Annotated in this window: 16 protein-coding genes and 1 riboswitch; of the genes, 3 read left to right on the plus strand and 13 right to left on the minus strand. The window is 61.5% G+C overall.

Annotated elements, in window-relative coordinates; all coding sequences use genetic code 11:
• Nucleotides 1-9: 9 nt before the first annotated feature.
• The 7 genes from MNR02_RS18200 to MNR02_RS18230 form a co-directional block, all read right to left on the minus strand.
• Nucleotides 10-1,062 (minus strand): branched-chain amino acid ABC transporter permease, encoded by a 1,053-nt coding sequence (locus MNR02_RS18200; protein ID WP_241949400.1) that lies wholly within the window; start codon nt 1,060-1,062, stop codon nt 10-12.
• 3 nt (nt 1,063-1,065) lie between these two features.
• Nucleotides 1,066-1,947, minus strand: a complete 882-nt coding sequence (locus tag MNR02_RS18205; protein WP_241949401.1) for a branched-chain amino acid ABC transporter permease — start codon at nt 1,945-1,947, stop codon at nt 1,066-1,068.
• Nucleotides 1,944-2,738: an ABC transporter ATP-binding protein gene (locus MNR02_RS18210; RefSeq protein ID WP_241949402.1), complete on the minus strand. Its 795-nt coding sequence runs from the start codon at nt 2,736-2,738 to the stop codon at nt 1,944-1,946. Before MNR02_RS18210 ends, MNR02_RS18205 begins: the two co-directional genes overlap by 4 nt.
• 125 nt (nt 2,739-2,863) lie before the next feature.
• A complete protein-coding gene (locus MNR02_RS18215) occupies nt 2,864-4,270 on the minus strand; it encodes an LLM class flavin-dependent oxidoreductase (protein WP_241949403.1) in 1,407 nt (468 codons plus the stop codon).
• Between the two features lie 189 nt (nt 4,271-4,459).
• Nucleotides 4,460-5,095 (minus strand): 3,4-dihydroxy-2-butanone-4-phosphate synthase, encoded by a 636-nt coding sequence (gene ribB, locus MNR02_RS18220; RefSeq protein ID WP_241601361.1) that lies wholly within the window; start codon nt 5,093-5,095, stop codon nt 4,460-4,462.
• 86 nt (nt 5,096-5,181) lie between these two features.
• Nucleotides 5,182-5,328, minus strand: a riboswitch (FMN riboswitch).
• Nucleotides 5,329-5,384: 56 nt separating this feature from the next.
• Nucleotides 5,385-6,728, minus strand: a complete 1,344-nt coding sequence (locus MNR02_RS18225; RefSeq protein WP_241949404.1) for a DUF4038 domain-containing protein — start codon at nt 6,726-6,728, stop codon at nt 5,385-5,387.
• A gap of 27 nt (nt 6,729-6,755) precedes the next feature.
• A complete protein-coding gene (locus MNR02_RS18230) occupies nt 6,756-7,955 on the minus strand; it encodes a glycosyltransferase family 4 protein (RefSeq protein ID WP_241949405.1) in 1,200 nt (399 codons plus the stop codon).
• 218 nt (nt 7,956-8,173) lie between these two features.
• Here MNR02_RS18230 and MNR02_RS18235 point away from each other — a divergent pair, with 218 nt between their 5' ends.
• From MNR02_RS18235 to MNR02_RS18245, 3 genes are all read left to right on the plus strand, one after another.
• Nucleotides 8,174-9,412: a polysaccharide pyruvyl transferase family protein gene (locus MNR02_RS18235; RefSeq protein WP_241949406.1), complete on the plus strand. Its 1,239-nt coding sequence runs from the start codon at nt 8,174-8,176 to the stop codon at nt 9,410-9,412.
• Between the two features lie 132 nt (nt 9,413-9,544).
• On the plus strand, nt 9,545-10,999 hold the full coding sequence (locus MNR02_RS18240; RefSeq protein ID WP_241949407.1) for an oligosaccharide flippase family protein: 1,455 nt from the start codon (nt 9,545-9,547) through the stop codon (nt 10,997-10,999).
• A gap of 3 nt (nt 11,000-11,002) precedes the next feature.
• Nucleotides 11,003-11,974 (plus strand): glycosyltransferase family 2 protein, encoded by a 972-nt coding sequence (locus MNR02_RS18245; RefSeq protein WP_241949408.1) that lies wholly within the window; start codon nt 11,003-11,005, stop codon nt 11,972-11,974.
• Between the two features lie 4 nt (nt 11,975-11,978).
• Here the strand turns inward: MNR02_RS18245 and MNR02_RS18250 are convergent, their stop codons facing one another.
• The 6 genes from MNR02_RS18250 to MNR02_RS18275 all read right to left on the minus strand — a co-directional run bounded on the left by MNR02_RS18250 (nt 11,979) and on the right by MNR02_RS18275 (nt 19,082).
• Nucleotides 11,979-13,235: a polysaccharide biosynthesis/export family protein gene (locus tag MNR02_RS18250; RefSeq protein ID WP_241949409.1), complete on the minus strand. Its 1,257-nt coding sequence runs from the start codon at nt 13,233-13,235 to the stop codon at nt 11,979-11,981.
• Nucleotides 13,236-13,246: 11 nt separating this feature from the next.
• Complete coding sequence (locus MNR02_RS18255) at nt 13,247-15,430, minus strand: polysaccharide biosynthesis tyrosine autokinase (RefSeq protein ID WP_241949410.1); 2,184 nt, start codon at nt 15,428-15,430, stop codon at nt 13,247-13,249.
• A 26-nt stretch (nt 15,431-15,456) separates the two neighbouring features.
• The gene (locus MNR02_RS18260) at nt 15,457-16,260 is read right to left on the minus strand and encodes a response regulator transcription factor (protein WP_241601369.1); all 804 of its coding nucleotides are present in this window, start codon (nt 16,258-16,260) and stop codon (nt 15,457-15,459) included.
• 67 nt (nt 16,261-16,327) lie between these two features.
• Entirely contained in the window at nt 16,328-16,981 is a 654-nt protein-coding gene (locus tag MNR02_RS18265; RefSeq protein WP_241949411.1) for a PIG-L deacetylase family protein, read from the minus strand.
• A complete protein-coding gene (locus MNR02_RS18270; protein WP_241601371.1) occupies nt 16,978-17,790 on the minus strand; it encodes a glucose-1-phosphate cytidylyltransferase in 813 nt (270 codons plus the stop codon). Before MNR02_RS18270 ends, MNR02_RS18265 begins: the two co-directional genes overlap by 4 nt.
• Nucleotides 17,787-19,082 (minus strand): class I SAM-dependent methyltransferase, encoded by a 1,296-nt coding sequence (locus tag MNR02_RS18275; protein WP_241949412.1) that lies wholly within the window; start codon nt 19,080-19,082, stop codon nt 17,787-17,789. The genes MNR02_RS18270 and MNR02_RS18275 overlap by 4 nt, the downstream gene beginning before the upstream one ends.
• Between the last annotated feature and the right edge of the window lie 235 nt (nt 19,083-19,317).

The following is a 19,317-nucleotide window of genomic DNA, read 5'->3' on the forward strand; positions in this document are numbered from 1 at the left end:
TCCTGGGTTTCAAGATGGAAAGAGACGGCGGCGCGTGCCCTGCGCACGCCGCAAACCGAGCAGACGCGCCAACCCTTCCGGCTCCTTGATCAGGAACCAGATGATGAGGAGGCCGAAGATGGCTTTCTGGATGTTCTGAAGCAGGCCGGCATCGACATGGCCGCTGAAGACGTGCTGGAACAGCCAGTCGAGCGCGAGCGGCAGAAGGCTGACGAAGGCCGCGCCGAAATAGGCGCCACGAATGGTGCCGAGACCGCCGATGATGATGATGAACAGTATCTGGTAGGAGCGCGTGAGGCCGAAGCTCTGAACGCTGGCCGATCCGAGATAGGCAAAGGCCCAAAGCGCGCCGGCAATGCCGAGAATGAAGCTCGAGACGGCAAAAGCCTGCAGTTTTGCGCGGAAGACCGGGACGCCGATGACTGCGGCCGCCGTATCCATGTCACGGATCGCCATCCAGTTCCGCCCCGTCTGGCCGCGGATCAGGTTGAAGGAGAAGAGCGTCAGGAGCGCGACGATGCCGAGCGTCAGGTAGTAGCGCCCATGCGGTCCGTTGGCATCCAATCCGAAAAAGGACAGGCCGCGCGACAACGCAATGGTGGCGGACGAGTTACCGTTGTAGAACCATGGAAACTTCAGGAACAGCCACTCGAAGAAGAACTGGGCGGCCAGTGTGCTGACGATCAGGTAGAAGCCCTTGATGCGCGTCGATGGAATGCCGAAGAAAAGCCCGACAGCACCCGCAATGAGACCCGCCACGATCAGCGCCAGCGGCAACGGCAGATCGGGAACACGCAGCTGAAGCGAGAAGGTCGCGTAGGCGCCGACCATCATGAACGCGCCGGCGCCAAGGGAAAGTTGGCCAGCGTAGCCGGTCAGGAGATTGAGGCCGAGGCCAGCGAGGGACAGGATCAGGAACGGCACGATGATCGCGTTGATCCAGTATTCCGAAGCGAGGAAAGGGGCGGCAAGAAGCACCGCTATTGCAGCCGCAACACCAAGCGCCTTGAGGCCGATGGAATCCACGGGTTCGGCAGCGGCGGGCAGGTTGATCTCGGACATGACTCAGACCCTCTCGATCTGTCGTTCGCCGAACAGGCCGGCCGGGCGGATGAAAAGGAAGACGAGCGCCAGCACATATGCGAACCAGGGCGTGATGCCGCCGCCGAGATAGGGGCCGATATAGGTTTCGGCCAGGCTCTCGCCGGCGCCCACGATCAGCCCGCCAACGATGGCGCCGGGGATCGACGTGAAACCGCCGATGATGAGGACCGGCAACGCCTTCAACACCACGAGCGACAGCGAGAACTGCACCCCCTGGCGCGCGCCCCAAAGCAGGCCGGCGACAAGGCCGACCAGCCCGGCGACCGCCCAGACGATCTGCCAGATGCGGTTGATATCGATACCGAGCGAAAGGGCCGCGCGCGTATCATCCGCCACGCCCCGCAGCTGGATACCGATACGCGTGCGATTGAAGAGCAGTGACAGGACGACGACGATTGCAAGCGCCACGGCGGCGGCAATGAGATCGAACTGGCTGATCATGATATCGCCAAGGAAGATGGGCAGATCATCGATGCCAAGGTTCAGGGCGCGCACCTGCGATCCCATGATGCCCTGCGCCACGCCCTCCACGACATAGGAGAGGCCGAGCGTGGCCATGAAGAGCGTCATGGGGCTGCGATTGGTCAGCGGGCGCAACAACAGCTTTTCGATGGCGATGGCTGTGAGGATCAAGAGGGCAATCGTCAAGGCAATCGCGCCGAGCGCCGGCACGCCTTGGTCGGTGAGCGTGACGAAAGTGAGCGCGCCGAACAACAACAGAGAGCCCTGGGCGTAGTTGAAGACGCCCGACGCCTTGTAGATCAGCACGAAGCCGATCGCGACGAGGGAGTACATCGTGCCGGCGAGCAGGCCGCCGATCAGGGTTTCCAGGAACATGTTCATGCCGCGGCCTCCGCATGTTGCGCACCCAGATAGGCGGCGATGACATCCGGGTTGTCGCGGATGGTTTCCGGCGGGCCGTCGGCCAGCTTGCGTCCGTAGTCGAGTACGACGACGTGGTGGGCGAGTTTCAACACGATGCCGATGTCGTGCTCGATGAGGACGATGGTGAGGTCGAGTTCCCTGTTGAGCCGTGCGATAACGGCCGCGATCTCCTGCTTTTCGTTGGCGTTCATTCCCGCCAGCGGTTCGTCCAGCAGGAGCAGGCGCGGCTTCGCGACAATGGCGCGGGCGATCTCGACCTTCTTCTGCACGCCATAGGGCAAGGTGCCGACAACGGTTTCGGCATGTTTTTCGAGGTCGAACAGCTTGAGCACATCCAGCGCCCGCGCACGAAACGCATTCTCCTGCGAGAGTGCCCGCGGCAATCGGAATGCCTCCTCGAACAGCGTCACACGGGATTTGCGGGACAAGCCGGCAATGACATTGTCCAGTACGCTCATGCCGGAAAACAGCGCATTGTTCTGGAAACCCCGACCGATTCCGCGCCGCGCGGCCTCGAGCGCTTGCATGCGCCGGAAGTGCTCGCCCTCAAAGACGATTTCACCGGAATCCGGAATATAGACGCCGTTCAGGATATTCAGGAGAGAGCTCTTTCCGGCGCCGTTCGGGCCGATCAGAGCGCAGATTTCACGACGCTCGACCTGAAACGAGAGCTCCGAGATCGCTTTGACGCCCTTGAAGGAAAGCGAAACATTTCTGACTTCCAGGGCGGGACCGGCTGATGTGGCCATCGGATCATTCTCCTCATTTCGTCCTGACGCACACACGGCCGCGCTCGCCCGCATCGGTAACGGGGCGTCCGGTCTGTGTGCTGGGAATGGTTGGCGGTTTCAGCCGCGGTTGAACTAGGCCGGCATCATGCAGCCTCGCCGGCGGCGGCATTCGCCTCCTCGCGCTTGACCCGTTCGATATCGCGGAAGCGATGGGCCGGGTGGCTTTCAGGAAGATACGGGCCATCGCCGAAGAGTTTTTCGCGAAGCGTGCCGTCGCGGTAGCCCGTGGCATAGACACCGCGCTTCTGGAGTTCCGGCACGAGATAACCGATCACGTCGGCAAAGGTCTCATGCGCAAGGGCATAGGCCAGGTTGAAGCCGTCGATATCGGTCTCTTCCACCCATTCCTGCAACAGGTCGGCTACCGTGGCGGCGGACCCGACAAACAGCGGCCCAAGCCCACCGATGCCACCCCATTTTGCCAGTTCCTCGATCGTCCAGACCTTGTCGCCTTCCGCCAGGTGCTCGACGGCGGAGATGATGGCGTTCGTCTTGACCTTCTTGACCGTGTCGGCGGGCTTGTAATGACCGAAGTCGATGCCCGTCCAGCCGGACATCAACACAAGGGCACCGTCATACGAAGCATATTTCACATATTCCTCGTATTTCGCCCGTGCTTTGGCATCGGTTTCATCGACGATGATCGTCGCCATTGCATAGATGAGGACCTTCTTCGGATCCCGGCCCTGCGCGCCGGCGCGCTGGCGGATGTCAGACACATAGGCCCGCGTCGCATCCTTGAGCGGTGTCGAAATGAAGACGCATTCCGCATGGCCTGCCGCAAACTGCTTGCCCGCGCCCGATGCGCCGGCCTGGAAAAGCACCGGCGTGCGCTGTGGCGAGGGCTCACTCAGGTGATAACCCGGAACCTCGAAATACTTGCCCTTGTGGCCGATCTCGTGAATCTTCGAAGGGTCGGCGAAGATGCCGCGCTCCTTGTCCCTGACAACAGCGCCCTCTTCCCAGCTGCCCTCGAGGAGCTTGTAGAGCACCTCGACATATTCGCTCGCCACATCATAGCGGTTGTCATGGGAGCGAAGCCCGCCCTGCCCGACATTTTTGGCACCGCTCTCGAGGTAGGAGGTCACGATGTTCCAGCCGACACGACCCTTGGTGTGGTGGTCTGCCGTCGAAAGGCGCCGCGCGAATGTGTAGGGGTGTTCGAAAGAGGTGGAGGCGGTAATGCCAATCCCGAGATGCTTGGTCGCCTGGGCGATGGGGTTGGCCAGTTGCAGCGGATCGTTGACGGGAATCTGCACGCCCTGGAGCAGGGCGTTGTCCAGATTGCCCTTGTAGACATCATAATAGCCGACGACATCAGCGACGAAGACGGATTCGAAGAACCCCGTTTCAAGAAGCTTCGCAAGGTCCGTCCAGTAGTCGAGATCCTTGTACTCCCAGGAACGGTCGCGCGGATGACGCCACAGGCCGGGAGACTGGTGTCCCACGCAATTCATCTCGAAGGCATTGAACCGTATTGTTTTGCTCATGAAGGCTCATCCGTTTGACTGGACGAGACATTATGATCCCAAAACGATGCCGGACAGGCATTCTATATTTTTTATAGAATTTATCTTGAAACAAATTTCCGCTGCGCTTCAGGCTCAGAGTGTCGGCCTTTTACCAAGCCGACACCCTGAGTTCAAAGCCCTTCGTCGTTGACTTAGCCAGAGACCCGATCAAGCCGCGTTCGCGGACGCGCCGGATTGGCGTGCCTCAATGAAGCTAATCAGATCCTCGATGGTGATCAGCGGCAGCTGATGCTGCTCTGCGAAGGCCATCAGTTCCGGCAGGCGCGCCATGGTGCCGTCATCGTTGGCGACCTCGCAGATCACACCCGACGGCGCCTTGCCAGCGAGACGCGCGAGATCGACGGCGGCTTCCGTGTGGCCCGGTCGGCCGCGCACGCCGCGCGGATGGGCGCGCAGCGGGAAAATGTGGCCCGGTCGTGCAAAATCCTGCGGCCGTGCGGCGGGATCCATCAGAGCCTTGACGGTTACCGCCCGATCAGCCGCCGAAATACCCGTCGTCGTGCCGGAAAGATAATCGACGGAGACGGTGAAGGCGGTCTGGAGATACTCCGTGTTCTGGGGAACCATCAGCGGAATGTCGAGTGCATCGAGCCGCTCGCCCTCCATCGCCACACAAATGAGACCGCGGGCGTGTTTCATCATGAAAGCGATGATCTCCGGCGTCACCGCCTGCGAGGCGACGATGATGTCCCCCTCGTTTTCACGGTTTTCGTCGTCGACGACCACGATCATACCACCACGCGCCAAGGCCGCGATTGCGTCTTCAATTTTCGAGAGTGCCATTTCATTGCCTTTCAAGGGTTGCCGTACCGGCGATTCATCCCTTGGGCGAACAGGCCTGCAACCGCCCTGAAAGAGCGGGTTTACAGACATGTCCTCTTCCATCCGGACTGTGACCGTCGGCTCCGGCATCGCACCGGATCTGCTGACCCCTTCATTCGCGAAAGGCGCTCGCGGGCTCCGGGCTCTCACCCGATACCGCCGGTGGGGAGTTTCACCCCGCCCTGAGAACATCTCTAGATAAGGAATTTTGGTGGGCAAATGCAAGAGCCGGCTTAAAGCATCAATCGATCTAGTTGTCCTGCAAGCCACCATCCGTCCGCAGCACGACAAGCCAGTCCCCGGCGTCAGATACTTTCGAAGACGTCGGCACCACAAGTCGCCTCAGGTCGGCTTCGGGCTCCGCGACGGCCAGTGCACCGGTCGAGGGATCGTACCATTCGACGGCGCCGCTCGCGGCCGCAAGAACGGTCGGGTCGAGATCGAGCGCGACCGCACCCTGGATGTAGGCGACGGCGAAGGTTCCATCGCCAGCGACCGCGGATAGGGCGGTAGCGGATGGCGCACCCTCGAGATGGCGCACAAACCGTCCGTCGTCGGGCTTCAGCTTCCACCAATCAAAGCGTTGGAACAGGGTCGCCAGATGGCCGATGCTCTTTGCTCCCTCGCTGTCTAGCGACTGCCGCCAGCCTGCCGGAGTGTCGTAAAGCGCAGGGCCACCGAAATGCCAGACGGGGTTGTTGCCGAAAACCTGGCCACTTGCGCCCGACAGAAGCGCGCCGTAGGCGATCTTGCGGATTTCCTCCGTCTTGACCCCGTGCTCTCCTTCATAACGCGCTTCAATCAGGAAGAACGGCCGGTGCGGCCCGGCGCGATAGCGCCCCTGCACGGCTGCGGCAACATCGTCATAGGTGTAAACCGTATCGATCGACAGCCATTTCGCATCGGGCCAATAGGCAGCGGTCACGCTGTCGCGATCGCCGTGCACGGTCTGCAGAGCGCCCGGCGCAACTTCGGTAATGCCCTTAGCCAGCGCATCGACAAGCGCACGATCCGGCGGATCGTAATCACCGCCCTGCACCCAGATAATGTTGGGATAACGAGCATAGCGCTTGCCGAGATAGCGCCCGTAGGCGCGCAAGGCGTCCGGCCCCGCTGCCGCCATCTTGGTATACCATCCCTGCGGCCCGCCATTCGCACCGGCATAGGCGGGTGCCAGCAACACCAGCATGCCCGCTCGACGTGCCGCGTCGAGCACATGCTCGGCATCGGCAAAATAGTGATCGTTCGGCCGCGCAAAATCGCCGGGTGCCAAAAAAGGTGCGATGCCGGCGGCGTTGTTCGGCGCGTTGCGGGCGAATTCATGCTCGATCAGCGAGACCAGTATGGTGTTGAAGCCCCGCGCCTTGCGATCGGCGATGTAGAGGTCTGCATCCTCGGGCGGAAGATCTGCGATCAACGACCAGGCCGCATCGCCCGTGATGAGGAAAGGTTTTCCATCCGCATCCTCCAGATACGTGCCTGAAGCGGCGATGCGCAAGGGAAAGCGCGCCTCGGCGCCAGCGGGCATGACGCGGCCGGCCAGGAAGATCAGCAGCACGAAGACGATCCGCATAGTGAAGCCGATGATCTGCATCCATTTGCTCCTTGTTTCAGACATGGCTCAAAGCCGCTCCCGGATACCCCGCAGCCAGTTCTTCACGGGTCGCGGCAGGAACGTGCGCAGACCGGCGCGCAGCCCGCGCGGCATCGACCACGCGTCCATTGGAAGGGGTGCCGCGATCGGCGGCGGGTCTGCCGCGACGCCGCGGAGTATGGCGGCGTAGTCCGCCGCCATACGCTCTACCGTGAATGCGCCTTCGACCTTGCGGCGCGCAGCGGCCGAAAGGCTGCCGAGTCGCGCGCGGTCCTTGTCCAGCGCGCGGACGATCTCCGCAACACCGACGGTATCGCCGACCGGGAAAAGCAACCCGTCACGGCCATGCTCTATTATCATCTCGGTAACGCCGCGAATCCGCGAGGCGACCGGCACGCATCCGGCCGCCATGGCCTCCACCAGTGCCATCGGCAAACCTTCGTAGCGTGAAGGCATGAGGAAGATGTCGTGGCGCGCCAGCAGCGCCGGCACGGCTTGCGCCGCAACGGGTCCGGCGTAGATGACGCGCGGCGCATCCTCCGGCATGACAGCCTTCAGTCGCCTAAGATCCGGCCCCTCGCCAGCGATGGTAAGGGTAGAAGATGCCGGCAGCCGCGTCAGAATATCGGGCAGCCAGAGCACACCTTTCGAGGCATCCTCGATCCGGCCGAGAAAGAGAAGGCGAAGCCCCTGCCCGATCGGTCGCGGCGACCGGTCGGTTGCAGAAAAGGCATCGATCGCAACGGCATTGGCGATGACGCTGGTGCGCATGGCCGGAAAATGGTGGCGTTTCACAAGGTCGTCGCGGCAGCGCTGCGATACGCAGACGGTGGCATGTACATGGGGTTGGATCACCTCGGCCGCCGCGTAGGTTCCGGGCGTGATGTTGTGCACGACCATCAAACGGAGGAGATCAGCCGGAAGATAGCGTACGATATTGGTCTGTATGCGATCGCTGAGTACGTTGACCACCACACCGTCGAACGCGCCGGCAAGGATTGCCTTCTCCATCAGGCGCGCAGCAACCCTGTCGTCATCCTGCGACGGCACCTCGACAAGCGTACCGAATGCGGCTTCCCGTTCCAGTCCCGGTGCTAGTCCCTGTCCGACCGGCACGAGGCCGAGCCAGCAAAGCTCGATACCGTGCGGCGCCAGACCAGCACGCAGGTTTCTGAAGACAGTGTAGGTTCCGCCGAGATGCGGCAGGACGAAGTAGGCGATCTTCAAGGGCAGCCCTCCGCTTCTCTTGTTAAGCCGGACGGGCGATTGGGGAAGGTGGGCATTGGAGAGCGCAAGCGGCTCTTGGCAGAATACGGTCGGTTTTCTACCTCTTTCGGCGCAGGTCCTGTCGCCGAACATCGGCGTTTTCCGCACTGCGTCATGGCGCGATAGTGCGGCCGCTTGGGCTGTCCATTCAACTTACACTCGACAGCGGCGGACATTTCATGAAAATCGCCTTGCTTGGGCAATTCGGGTCCGGAAACTCTGGAAATGACGGCTCGCTGGAAGCGATGCTGGGCTTTCTGCGCAGCGCGTGTCCCGATGCGGCCCTGTTGTGCATCTGCTCCAATCCCGCGGCGATCCGCGAGCGCTTCAGGCTTGACGTGACCGGGCTGCGCGCCCGCACGGCCCTTTTCCCACCGACGCGGCGCTGGCTCGACAGCAGGCTGGGACGAAATATCGGTCGGTTGCTCGGCCTCGCCTCCATCCTGCGGATACTGGGCGATGTCGATGTGATGGTGATCCCGGGGACGGGAATTCTCGACGACTTCCAGGAGGCGCCTTTCGGCTGGCCTTTCATCGTCTACTGGTGGTGCTTTGCCGCCCGGCTACGCGGTACCCGCATTGCCTTCGTCAGCATTGGCGCCGGCCCGATCCGTGGCGGCCTCAGCCGCTGGTTCCTCACATCGGCCGCGCGCATGGCCAGCTACCGCTCCTACCGCGACGACTTCTCACTGCGCTATGTCCAGGGCCTGGGCATCGACACCGATTCCGACCATCGCTTTCCCGATCTTGCCTTCGGGCTGCAGGAGCCGGCGCAATCCGGAGCCGTACGTGACCGGCAAAAGCCGGCGACGGTGGGAATTGGCGTCATGCAATATCGAGGGTGGGAGCGCGACCATGCCAATGCTGATGCCATCTACACCACTTACATCGCAAAGATCGCGACCCTCACACGCCGACTCCTCGATGGCGGCCGTGATGTCCGCCTCTTCATGGGCGACAGGGCTGACGAAAAGGCGCTCGATGATATCCTTGCGACCCTGCCGCAAGGAAACGGTGCGGGGCACCTTTCAGCCACCCGCACCGCCTCTTTGCAAGCGGTCATGGGCGAGGTCCTGAAAGTCGATATGGCCATCGTATCACGGTTTCATAATCTGCTCTGCGCGCTCAAGCTCGGCCGGCCTACGCTCTCGCTCGGCTATGCGGAAAAGAATGATGAGTTGATGGCGGCGTTCGATCGGGCCGAATTCTGCCAGCATATCGAGTGCTTCGACGTGGACCAGGTCCTGCGGCAGGTGGACATCGTTCTGGATGACCTGACAGCCGCCGAAAGCGCCATATCCCGCCACAATATCGCGATCCGCGCCGAGCTCAGGCGGCAGGAGGATCTGCTTCTCGCAGAGGTGTTGGTCGATCGGCGGGGCAACGCCCTACCACTTGTACAGGATGCCCTACGCTGAATGGACAAGTGGGCATCGTTGCGCGTGCGCCTACACTGTTTGCAACCAACGAAGTGAAGCCCATGATCCAGAGACCGGAAGGCTACAGTCCTTCCCGAAAGTGTGAACCGCATGGTCCGACGCGCTTATGTGATGGCATCCCTCGAGCAGTATTTCGCGCTACTCATCAATTTCACAGTGCTGGTGATCATGGCGCGCATCCTGACACCTGGGGAGATCGGCGAGGCAGTCACGGGCCTGGCCATCGCGGTGGTCGCCTTCTCCGCGCGCGAATTCGTGACGTCCGAATTTCTCATCCAGCGTGGCACGGTGGATGTCGAGACGCTTCGCACTGCGCTGACGCTTCAGGTTGCGGTCAGCGTGGTGATCGCGGCAGCCCTCGTTGCCCTCTCTGATCTTATCACCCGCTTCTATGCTGCTCCGGACCTTTCGTTTTTCCTTTCTCTGGCAGCGGTGGCGGGCGTCGTCGAGGCGCTCGCCCAGCCCGTCATCGCTCTTTTGAGACGCGAAATGGGATTCGGGGTTCTCGCCTGCATCAGAACCGCGGTTTCGCTGACCGCCGCACTGGCCACGATCATCCTCGCCTCTCTCGGCTTCGGCCCCATAGCTTTCGCATGGGGTATGCTCGCGGGATCCTTGACGCTGGCAGTCCTGTCCGTCACCTGCTCACCATTTCCCGCAGCGGCGATCTTTCGCCCGGGTCTTGCGCGCTGGCGCGAAGTGCTGAGCTTCGGCCTGTTCAAGGGCGCAGCGCTCGTGGTTGAGCGCCTGCACGAAACCGTGCCGCAGTTGATCCTGGGGCGCATCGCCTCCATGACCTCGGTCGCGCTCTACAACCGCTCGAACACCCTTTGCGGCATCCCTGACCGCATCATCATGTCAGCCTTCTACAGCATGGCCTTTCCCGCGCTGGCAAGCCGCGTACGGGAGGGGCATGACATCGAGAAGACCTATCTCGGCGTGCTTGCCTATCTGTCCGTTCTCTACTGGCCGGGCGTGGTGCTGATTTCTTTCCTCGCCCCGTCGATCGTCGGGATCGTGCTTGGCCCGCAATGGACGGAGGCCGTGCCGCTCGTCCGTGTGCTCGCGCTCGCTGCCGTCTTCTGGCTGCCCGTCATCGTCACGGGACCGCTTCTGCTCGCGCTTGGCCGCAACAGGGACGCCTTCCTTGCAAGCCTAGTCTCGCGCTGCCTTGCCGCCGGCATCCTTTGCACCGCGAGCCTCTACGGCGTGATGGCTATGGCGTGGAGCCAGTTCGTCTCGCTGCCCCTCCAGATGATCATTGCGCTGGCCTTCGTGCATCGTCACGTGCGCTTCTCCCTGTCGAGCCTTGTGGCAGCGCTGATGCCGAGCGCGATCGTGACCGGTTTCGCGCTGATCGGGCCTGTCGCGCTGATTGCATTGCCCGGACATGAGGAAGGGGGCCTCCTCGTCTTACTTGCAACGGTCCTTCTTGCAGGCGGGGGCTGGCTGATCGGGCTTCTCGCCACGCGCCATCCATTTCTCACCGAACTCCACGTCCTGCTGAATGCAGGCCGCAATCGCGCACGCCGTCTGCGACGGTTTCTCGTCGCATCAGGAGCATGAGCCATGGCAAGCGTTGACGTCGTTATCCCCAACTACAATTACGGCCGCTATCTCGAGGCCTGCGTGAACAGCGTGCTGTCGCAGGATATGGCCGAGGTCCGAGTCCTGATCGTCGACAACGCCTCGACGGACGACAGCACCGATGTGGCGAAGCGCCTTGCGGCCGCGGATCGACGTGTCGAGCTGCTGCTGCGCCCGAAAAACCTCGGTCCCCACGCCTCCTTCAATACCGGGATCGACTGGGCGCGAGCCGATTACTTTCTCCTGCTCTTTGCGGATGATTTTCTGGTGCCGGGCGCGCTACACAGGGCGACCACCGTCATGGAACAAGATCGCGGTATCGCCTTCTGCTACGGCCGTGATGTGGCGATTCAAGGCAATGTTCCGATCCCAGAGATCGAGCCACAGCCGACCAGTCCCCCAGTCAGATTGATGACAGGCAGAGCCTTCATCGAGCGCTTCTGCCGCCTCGGTGTCTTCCAGATACCCGGACCGTCCATTATCGTGCGCACGAGCGCTCAGAAGCGTGCCGGCCATTACCGGCCAACCCTGCCGCATAGCGACGACTACGAACTCTGGCTGCGCCTTGCGCTGCACGGAACCGTTGCCGAGCTGGATTGCGTTCAGGCCGGCATCCGTTCGCACGACGCCAACCGCTCGACCGAGCTTTGGGCGCACCAGATCCTGCACATCCGCCATACGGCGGACGCTGCGGAGAGCTTCTTCTATCATGAAGGACGATGGCTCGATGGAGCGGAGATGCTACGTCGCCGCGCCCGACGTGGCATAGCAGAACGCGCCTATTGGTCGGCAGTATCACATGTGCTCAGGGGAAACGGGGAAGCGTGGAAGCTGCTGATGCTCGCCTTTAGCATGGCACCGGCGACAGCTGTACTGCCGCCGCTAGGCTACCTACTGCATCGGCCCGATACGATGTCGCGCATGCGCTCTCTACTCGCCAAGGTCTGGCGATAGTATCTCAGCGTTCCGCCACGTCGCCCGTATCAAGGGCAAGGCTGACCCGAAGGATGTCGCCTGCCCGCACCGCATCCGTCTGGCCCACCGGCACTTCGCGGTACTTTCCGTCGACCAGCCGCACTGCGGAAAACCGGAATGCCGTCTGTCGCGCGCCGCCCTTCCTTTCGATCGCGATGCCGGCCTCGGCCATTGCCTGCAGGTTGTAGTTCATCTTGCGGCGAAGGCGCAGGATATCGATGTTCAGTTCGCGCAGCTCCACTGCGACTTCTCCCCGGCGCTGTTCGCGCAACGACCCGAGGCGGCTATCGATCACGGTCAGGTTCTGTCGGGCGCGCGCCAGGAAGGAGCCGAATTCCAGCGCATCGCGGTTGGTCGCGGAAATTTCCCGCTGTTTGTCCCTCAGTTGGGTCTTCGAGGTCAATCCCCGCGCCACCATGCTTTGTGCGAGCTTGACGTCCTCATCCAGCAAGGTGAGCTCGCCATTGCGCAGCTTGCCGCTCTGTTCCAACGTTTCGATCTCGTCGACATAACCGGCCCGCTGCTGCTCCAGGCTCTTCAACTCGGCTTCCAGCGTCGTGCGGCGAAGTTCAAAGACTGTGCGTTCGGCTTCCACGATCTGATTGACGATTCGCGGATCCGGCGTGCCGATTTCGTCGTTCGGACGATAGGTGAACGGCTGCCCGTTGAGCTCTGCCTCTAGTCGCACTCGCTTCACGTCCTGGCCCAGAAGCTGTGCACCGAGATCGGCATATTCCTGCCGCAGGCCGGCGAGTTGTATTCCGGCGTTGTCGCCCCGCGCAAGCACCTCCTTCTGTCCGCCGCCGAGCGCAAAGAGTTCGAGCGCGATCATGCCGGGGCGGAACTCATAGCGGCCCGGTCTCTGGACTTCGCCAACGACGAAAACCGGCGCATAGGTTTCCACCACGACCGCGACCGACAGGTTTGCGATGTGCTCTTTAAGTCCGGCATCGATGGCCTGGCGAACCTCTTCGACGGGCCTGCCATTGACGGCGACATTGCCAAGCAGCGGATAGCCGATCGTGCCGTCAGTGCCGATGGGGAAGGACCCGCTCAGTCCCGGATCGCCATAAACGGTGATGCGCAGCACATCGCCACTCGTAACCTTGTAATCCTGTCCCTGCGCGCCTGCCGGCACAACCGCAGCCACGAGGAGCAGGATAAAGGCGCAGACCTTCTGAAGGAGGGAACGCCATCTGAAGTGTTGGTCGTTGCAGTGTTCAGCTTGAATATGTGCCATTGCATTCAACCTCACAACCCGACAATCGAAGGCATGTCGGTGGGCATTTCCATACGCTTCCGGGCTTCAGCGGCTGAACCTGCATAATCGTTCGCAAAGGAAACGACATTGCTGCGCTCCAGAGTGGCGCGCGACGCCCCATTGACGACGAGACCGTCGATCGTGAGACCGGCCATACCGAATTTGCGAATGGCGCGGTCGGTATCTGCGCGTTCGACACTTTCGGGAACGACGAGGATCGTCCGGTCGGAAAGCGCGGAAACCAGCAGCGCACCCGAACCGTTTGACACCGCTGTGGAGTCGATTACCACTACGTCGTAGGCACTTCTCAGTGCGGCCAGGAGACGCGCGAAGCCGCCGTGCCCGAGAATATGCTCGGCGGGACCGCTAGACGTCCCCGCGCAGATCAGATCAACGCCCGAGGAACCATCGTGGCGAACGAAGTCGCCGATCTCCAAGTCTTCGCGCCCGCTGATTGTATCCACGGTGCGCGACGGGCGCGCGCAGAACTCGGCGGCTACGCGGGGCGCGGTGAGATTAGCGTCAAGCAACAGCGTGCGCAGGCCGGTGGCCGCAAGGGAGCGGGCAAGGCAGGACGCGACGAGCGTCTTTCCTTGTCCGGAGGTGGCCGATGTTACCGCGATGACCGGCACTTGGCCGGGTCGGGCGGAAAGGCGCAGGCGGCTTTGAATGTCGGCAATGGCGTGGGCAAACGGCTCGCGGGCATGGCGAACAAGATCGCCGATACCGGCACGCTGCAATGCGGAAAGCTCGGGGATGCGCCCGATGACCAGAATGCCGGAACCACCCTCCTCCGGATCGGCGCGGCGCAGGTATCCGGCGCGAAGTTCGAGAAGAAGGGCTGCAAGCGCGCCGCCGGCGAGGCCAAAAACCAGACCGCCCATGAGCCAGGCGGGAGCGCTCGGGCTTGATGGCGACGCAGACGGCACGGCGCGCGATATGATGCGCGCCTCGGCCATCGCAATGCCATCCTGTTCGATCGTCTGCTTGTAACGCGTGAGATAGCTCTCGTAGATCGCCCGGTTTGCGCTGGCCTCGCGGTCAAGCTGGTCAGCCTGCACGAGTGCATCGTTGGCGTTCGACATCTCGGCCTGCAATTGCTTCAGGCTTGCCTCCAGCCCGGTCTGCTGGCGCCGCGCCACCTCTATCTCCGTACGCAGGCTGTCAACGATCTGTTCCACCTCCGCGTCGATCTGCTTCTGAATTGTCTCCAGCTGCGAGGTGAGTTCCGGGATTTGCGGATTCTTGATCGCGCCGCTTTCGCTGATCGCGGCAAGCTGGCGCTTGAGGCGCGCCTCCTCGGTCCGCAACTGCTGGATCGCTGCCGAATTCAGAACCTCGGGAAGGGCTAGACCCGCTTTTCCATCCGACATGTCGACCGCGGTCGCAAGACGCGCGAGCGAGCCGGCGAGTTGCGCCCTCAGCCGCGCAAGTTCGTTATTCAGCCCAGCAATTTGCTGAGCGAGCAGCGTTGTACCGTTCGACTTGGCGACGCCGGACTTCTCGCGAAACACCGTCGCCGCATGTTCGGAGCGCTCGAGCTCGCTACGCAGGCTGATCAGGCGTGTCCCGAGCCAGTCGCTGACCCGCCGTGTCGCCGTCGTCTGCACATCGACCTGATAGTTGATGTAGGCTTCGGCATAGGCATTGGCGACTGCGGCCGTGAATTCCGGTTCCATGCCTGTGAAAGCGACATAGATCGTGTAGGAACGGCCGTCATTGGTGACGCGCACCCCGGACATGAGGCTGTCGAGAAGGGCGCGCCGGTCCGAAACCACACGGTTCACACGCCCGGAGGCCGACTGACCGGTTGCATTTTCTGTTGTGAGACCGAAGCCTTTGGCGGCATCGATGCCCTGAGACTGCAGGAGGGCGAGAACCCGCTCGGCCATGGAACGCGAACTGATGATGTCTACCTCGGTTCGCAGCACCGGACTTTCCTGCGGCAGCGGCGAAACGACCGATTCCGTCGGCAGCGCCTGGAACTTGCGCATATCGAGCGCCAGCACCGCCTCCGCACCGTAGCGGGACGGCTGGTCGAGATAACCGATCACCGCAAGGGCGACACCGGCGGCAAGACAGGCAAGGATCGCCCGCCTTCGTTCGACAATGACTGTCAGGACCCGGGGAAGGACGAGCTCCTCCGGGGCAGCCGGTTTCATTGACCAGATCATGGCATTGTTCCCGCTTTACGAGCCGGTTACACCCGGCTGTTATGATAGGCATCGTCCGACATGATCTCGCCGAACTTGCAGGCCACCTCGGTGCGATTGGTCGCACCAAGCTTCTTCATGATGTTGCGGATGTGAACTTTCACGGTGCTTTCACAGAGATTGAGTTCACGGGCGATCATCTTGTTTGCCTTTCCCCGGCGCAGCGCCTCGGCGATGGCCGCCTGCCGTACCGTGAAGGCATCCCGGCCGCAGAATTTCTGCGGATAGCTGCCGAGCAGGCCCCGCATCGCCAATATGCTGCTCGCCGGAACGAACTGCCCACCCGCAATGGCGAGCCCGATCGCCTCGATGCAGACGTCAATATCGACCGAACTCGGAATGAAGCCGTGTACGCCGAGATCGATGACGTCGAGCACGTGCTCAAGCGTCTGGTTGTCCGAAAGCACCACGATAGGCACCGGTTCGAGTGTCGTCAGAAGCTGCGTGATCTCGTCCCTGAGTTCGGGATCAGAGACGCTCTTGCTGCCGATGTTCACGAGACTGGCACGGAGGGTGCCGAGGCTGGCCTTGCTCTGCTGCCAGGCGGCAAGCCCTGAAAAGGTGAAGACATTGATGCCGATGCGATGGGAATGCAGGCTGTTTGCGAGACATTCCCTGTCCAGGTTGCGCTTGTCGAAGATTGCGACATAGTCGCTTGCGGCATATTGCTGAGGTTGTCGCCGGTCGACCGGCACCCTGATTTCTGCCTTTTGGTCGCTGTCGATAGAATTCCTTGCCCGGAAAATATCGATCGACTGGTCATCGAAATCCGCTCTGTCACTTCTTGTCATGGTACCCCTCACTAATTTCCTGGTCAGAATTACGAGTTCGGGCCTGCGTTCGATTGTGCTGTCCGCCCTATACAAGAGCCATCTTGCGTACCGTGAAGGCCTCCGCGAAAAGCGAGGGCGATCGGCATTCCATCCCGCGCATGCGGGCCAAACCCCGAAAGACATCCGCGTCGAACCAGTCCTTGGACCGTTGGGTCGCGAAATGCGCCATGAGCAGATCGATCTTGCGATCGATCACCCCGGGCTGGAGAGGCACGTAGGCATTACGCTGCGTGATGTCCCCGTCCCATTTCGGGATCTCATACTCTAAGACGAAATGGTCTCGGAATATATTCATTGTTAACTTATTTAGCTCTCGATGATCTTGATGTGCATCATGGCGGCTGTGGGTGAAGATGACGTCCGGCTCGACACGGTCGCGCAAGGACAGCATGAAAGACTTGATCTCGCGGCTCTGGCTTGGAAAGTAGCTGTCCTCGAAGCCGCAAACCTCCACCGTCGCTGAGGCCGCGCCCTCAAGGAACGCGGCCGCGGCCAGTCGCGTCTCGGCGGCGCGCTCCGGCGTCGCGCTCATCACGCACCAGAAAACCTCCAGCTCCACGCCGGCAGCGATAAGACCGAGGATCGTGCCACCTGCACCTATTTCGATATCGTCTGCATGCGCGCCGAGACAGAGAACCCGAAGCCGGTGCCCGGCGGAGGCAAGGGGCAGCATTTTCATGATCTGCCGACCTTGCGAAGCCGGGAAACGCGTTCTCTTTCCGTCTGACGCACCCACGGCATCTCGCCGCGTTCCACCATTTCCTCCAGCATCTGCCAGTCGCGCAGCGTGTCCATCGAGCGCCAGAAGCCCTCGTGCTTGTAAGCCATAAGCATGTCGTCTCGGATCAGCCGCTCGAAAGGTTCGAGGACCAGCTCCTCGCCCTCGCGCATGTAATCGAATATCTCGTGGCGCATCAGGAAATAGCCGCCGTTGATCCATATCTCCGACCGGTCCGACGAGCGGAATTCCCGCACCTGGCCTGCTTCATCGATATCGGCGAGATGGTAGGTAAGCGGCGGCCGCACCGCGAGAAAGCAGGCGATTTTGCCGCTCGCCTCGAAGCGGGCGACCATGTCGTCGAGGTCGACATCCGTCAGGCCGTCGCTGTAGTTGGCAAGGAACATCCGCTCACCGCGCACTTGCTCGCGCACGGCCCACAGACGTTCGCCGATGTTGCGCCAGATACCGGTATCGATCAGCGCGATGCGCCAGTGTTCCTGCGCATCGCCGAGAAGCTCCACCCGTCCCTCGCCAGACACGATGCAATCCGAAAATGTCTGCGGCCGGCAGTTCAGAAAGAAGTCCTTGATGACGTTGGCCTTATAGCCAAGGCACAGCGTGAAATCGTCGTGGCCGTAGGACGCGTAGTACTGCATGACGTGGCGCAGGATCGGCTGCGCGCCGAGCGGGATCATGGGCTTGGGAACAGCTTCGGAATATTCACGAATACGGGTTCCGCGTCCGCCGCAGAATAGAACGACCTTCATGACAGATCCTCCAGCGGATCAATGACAGCGACCTCGGGAATGGGAACGACGAACTTCGCGCCCCACTGGCCGACATGGCGCATCTGGTCGACGATTTCGGCCTTCAGGTTCCAGGGCAGGATCAGAATGTAATCCGGCCGGTGACGATCGATCGCCTCGACGGGCAGGATGGGAATATGCATGCCCGGGGTAAAGCGGCCGTGTTTGTAGGGGTTGCGGTCTACGGTGAAATCCAGGAAGTCCGTGCCGATGCCGCAATAGTTCAGAAGCGTGTTGCCCTTGCCGGGCGCACCGTAGCCGCAAATGCTCGCCCCCCTCTCCTTCACGCTGATCAGGAAATAGAGGAGGTTGCGCTTGGCCTGCCGCGCGCGCTCTGCAAAGGACGTGTAGGCCTCTACGCCGTGCAGGCCGGCCTGCTGCTCCCGTTGAAGGAGAGCCGCGACATTCGCGCTGATCACCCCGGATCGTCCGGCGTGGCCAAGATAGACCCGCAGTGACCCGCCATGGGTCGGCAGTTCCTCGACGTCGAAGATCTCCATGCTGTGTATGCGAGCAGCCACCTGCACCGTGAACAGGGAAAAATACGAGAAGTGCTCGTGGTAGATCGTGTCGAACTGGTTCTGTGCGATCAGGGTGGCGACATGGGGGAATTCCAGCGTCACCACCCCCTGGGGCTTGAGGATGCGCTTCATGCCGCTCAGGAAATCGTTGATGTCAGGCACCTGCGCCAGCACGTTGTTTGCTACGATCAGGTCTGCCTTCTGGCCGACTGCCGCCATGTCGCCGGCAAGCCGTTTGCCGAAGAAAGCGATCTTCGTGGGTATGTTACGGGAAATCGCGACCTCGGCCACGTTGATCGCCGGCTCGATACCAAGAACAGGGATGCCCCGCGCCACGAAATGTTGAAGAAGATAACCATCATTGCTGGCGAGCTCGACGACAAAGCTTCGTGCGTCTAGACCAAAACGCTCGATCATCTTCTCGCAGTAGCGCTGCGCATGCGCCACCCAGCTGGTGGAGTAAGAGGAGAAATAGGCATACTCCTCAAAGATGCTCTCGGGGCTAACATATTCCTCGAGCTGCACCAGCATGCACTCTTCGCACACCCGGACATGCAGAGGATAATAAGCCTCCATAAGGCCGAGTTCGCTTTCCTGGCGAAAGCTTTCGCACGGTGGCGACATGCCGAGATCAACGACCGTATGTTTCAAGGTTCTGCCGCACAGTCGGCACGCCGGCCGGAGCGACAGGTTGTGAGACTGATCGAGCGAATGGCTGGCCTGAAAACTCATGACAACGCCTCCATGGAGATTTCCGGTCCAAACCTGGAAAGGGAGGCGATCGAAGCTAGCCTGCCTGCGAAGGGACCGTTTCTCGACGTGTTGCCAGATTAGACGTGGCGTACGAAGCCAGCCATACTACCTTGCGAATACCGCACCTGTCCGAAAGGCGTAGCACTATGAAACGCACTTAAACGAACATTGACTATCCTACCGCTGCGCTTGCGGCGATACGCCGGAAGCGGCA

Source organism: Shinella sp. H4-D48, assembly GCF_022637395.1.
Lineage (GTDB): Bacteria > Pseudomonadota > Alphaproteobacteria > Rhizobiales > Rhizobiaceae > Shinella > Shinella sedimenti.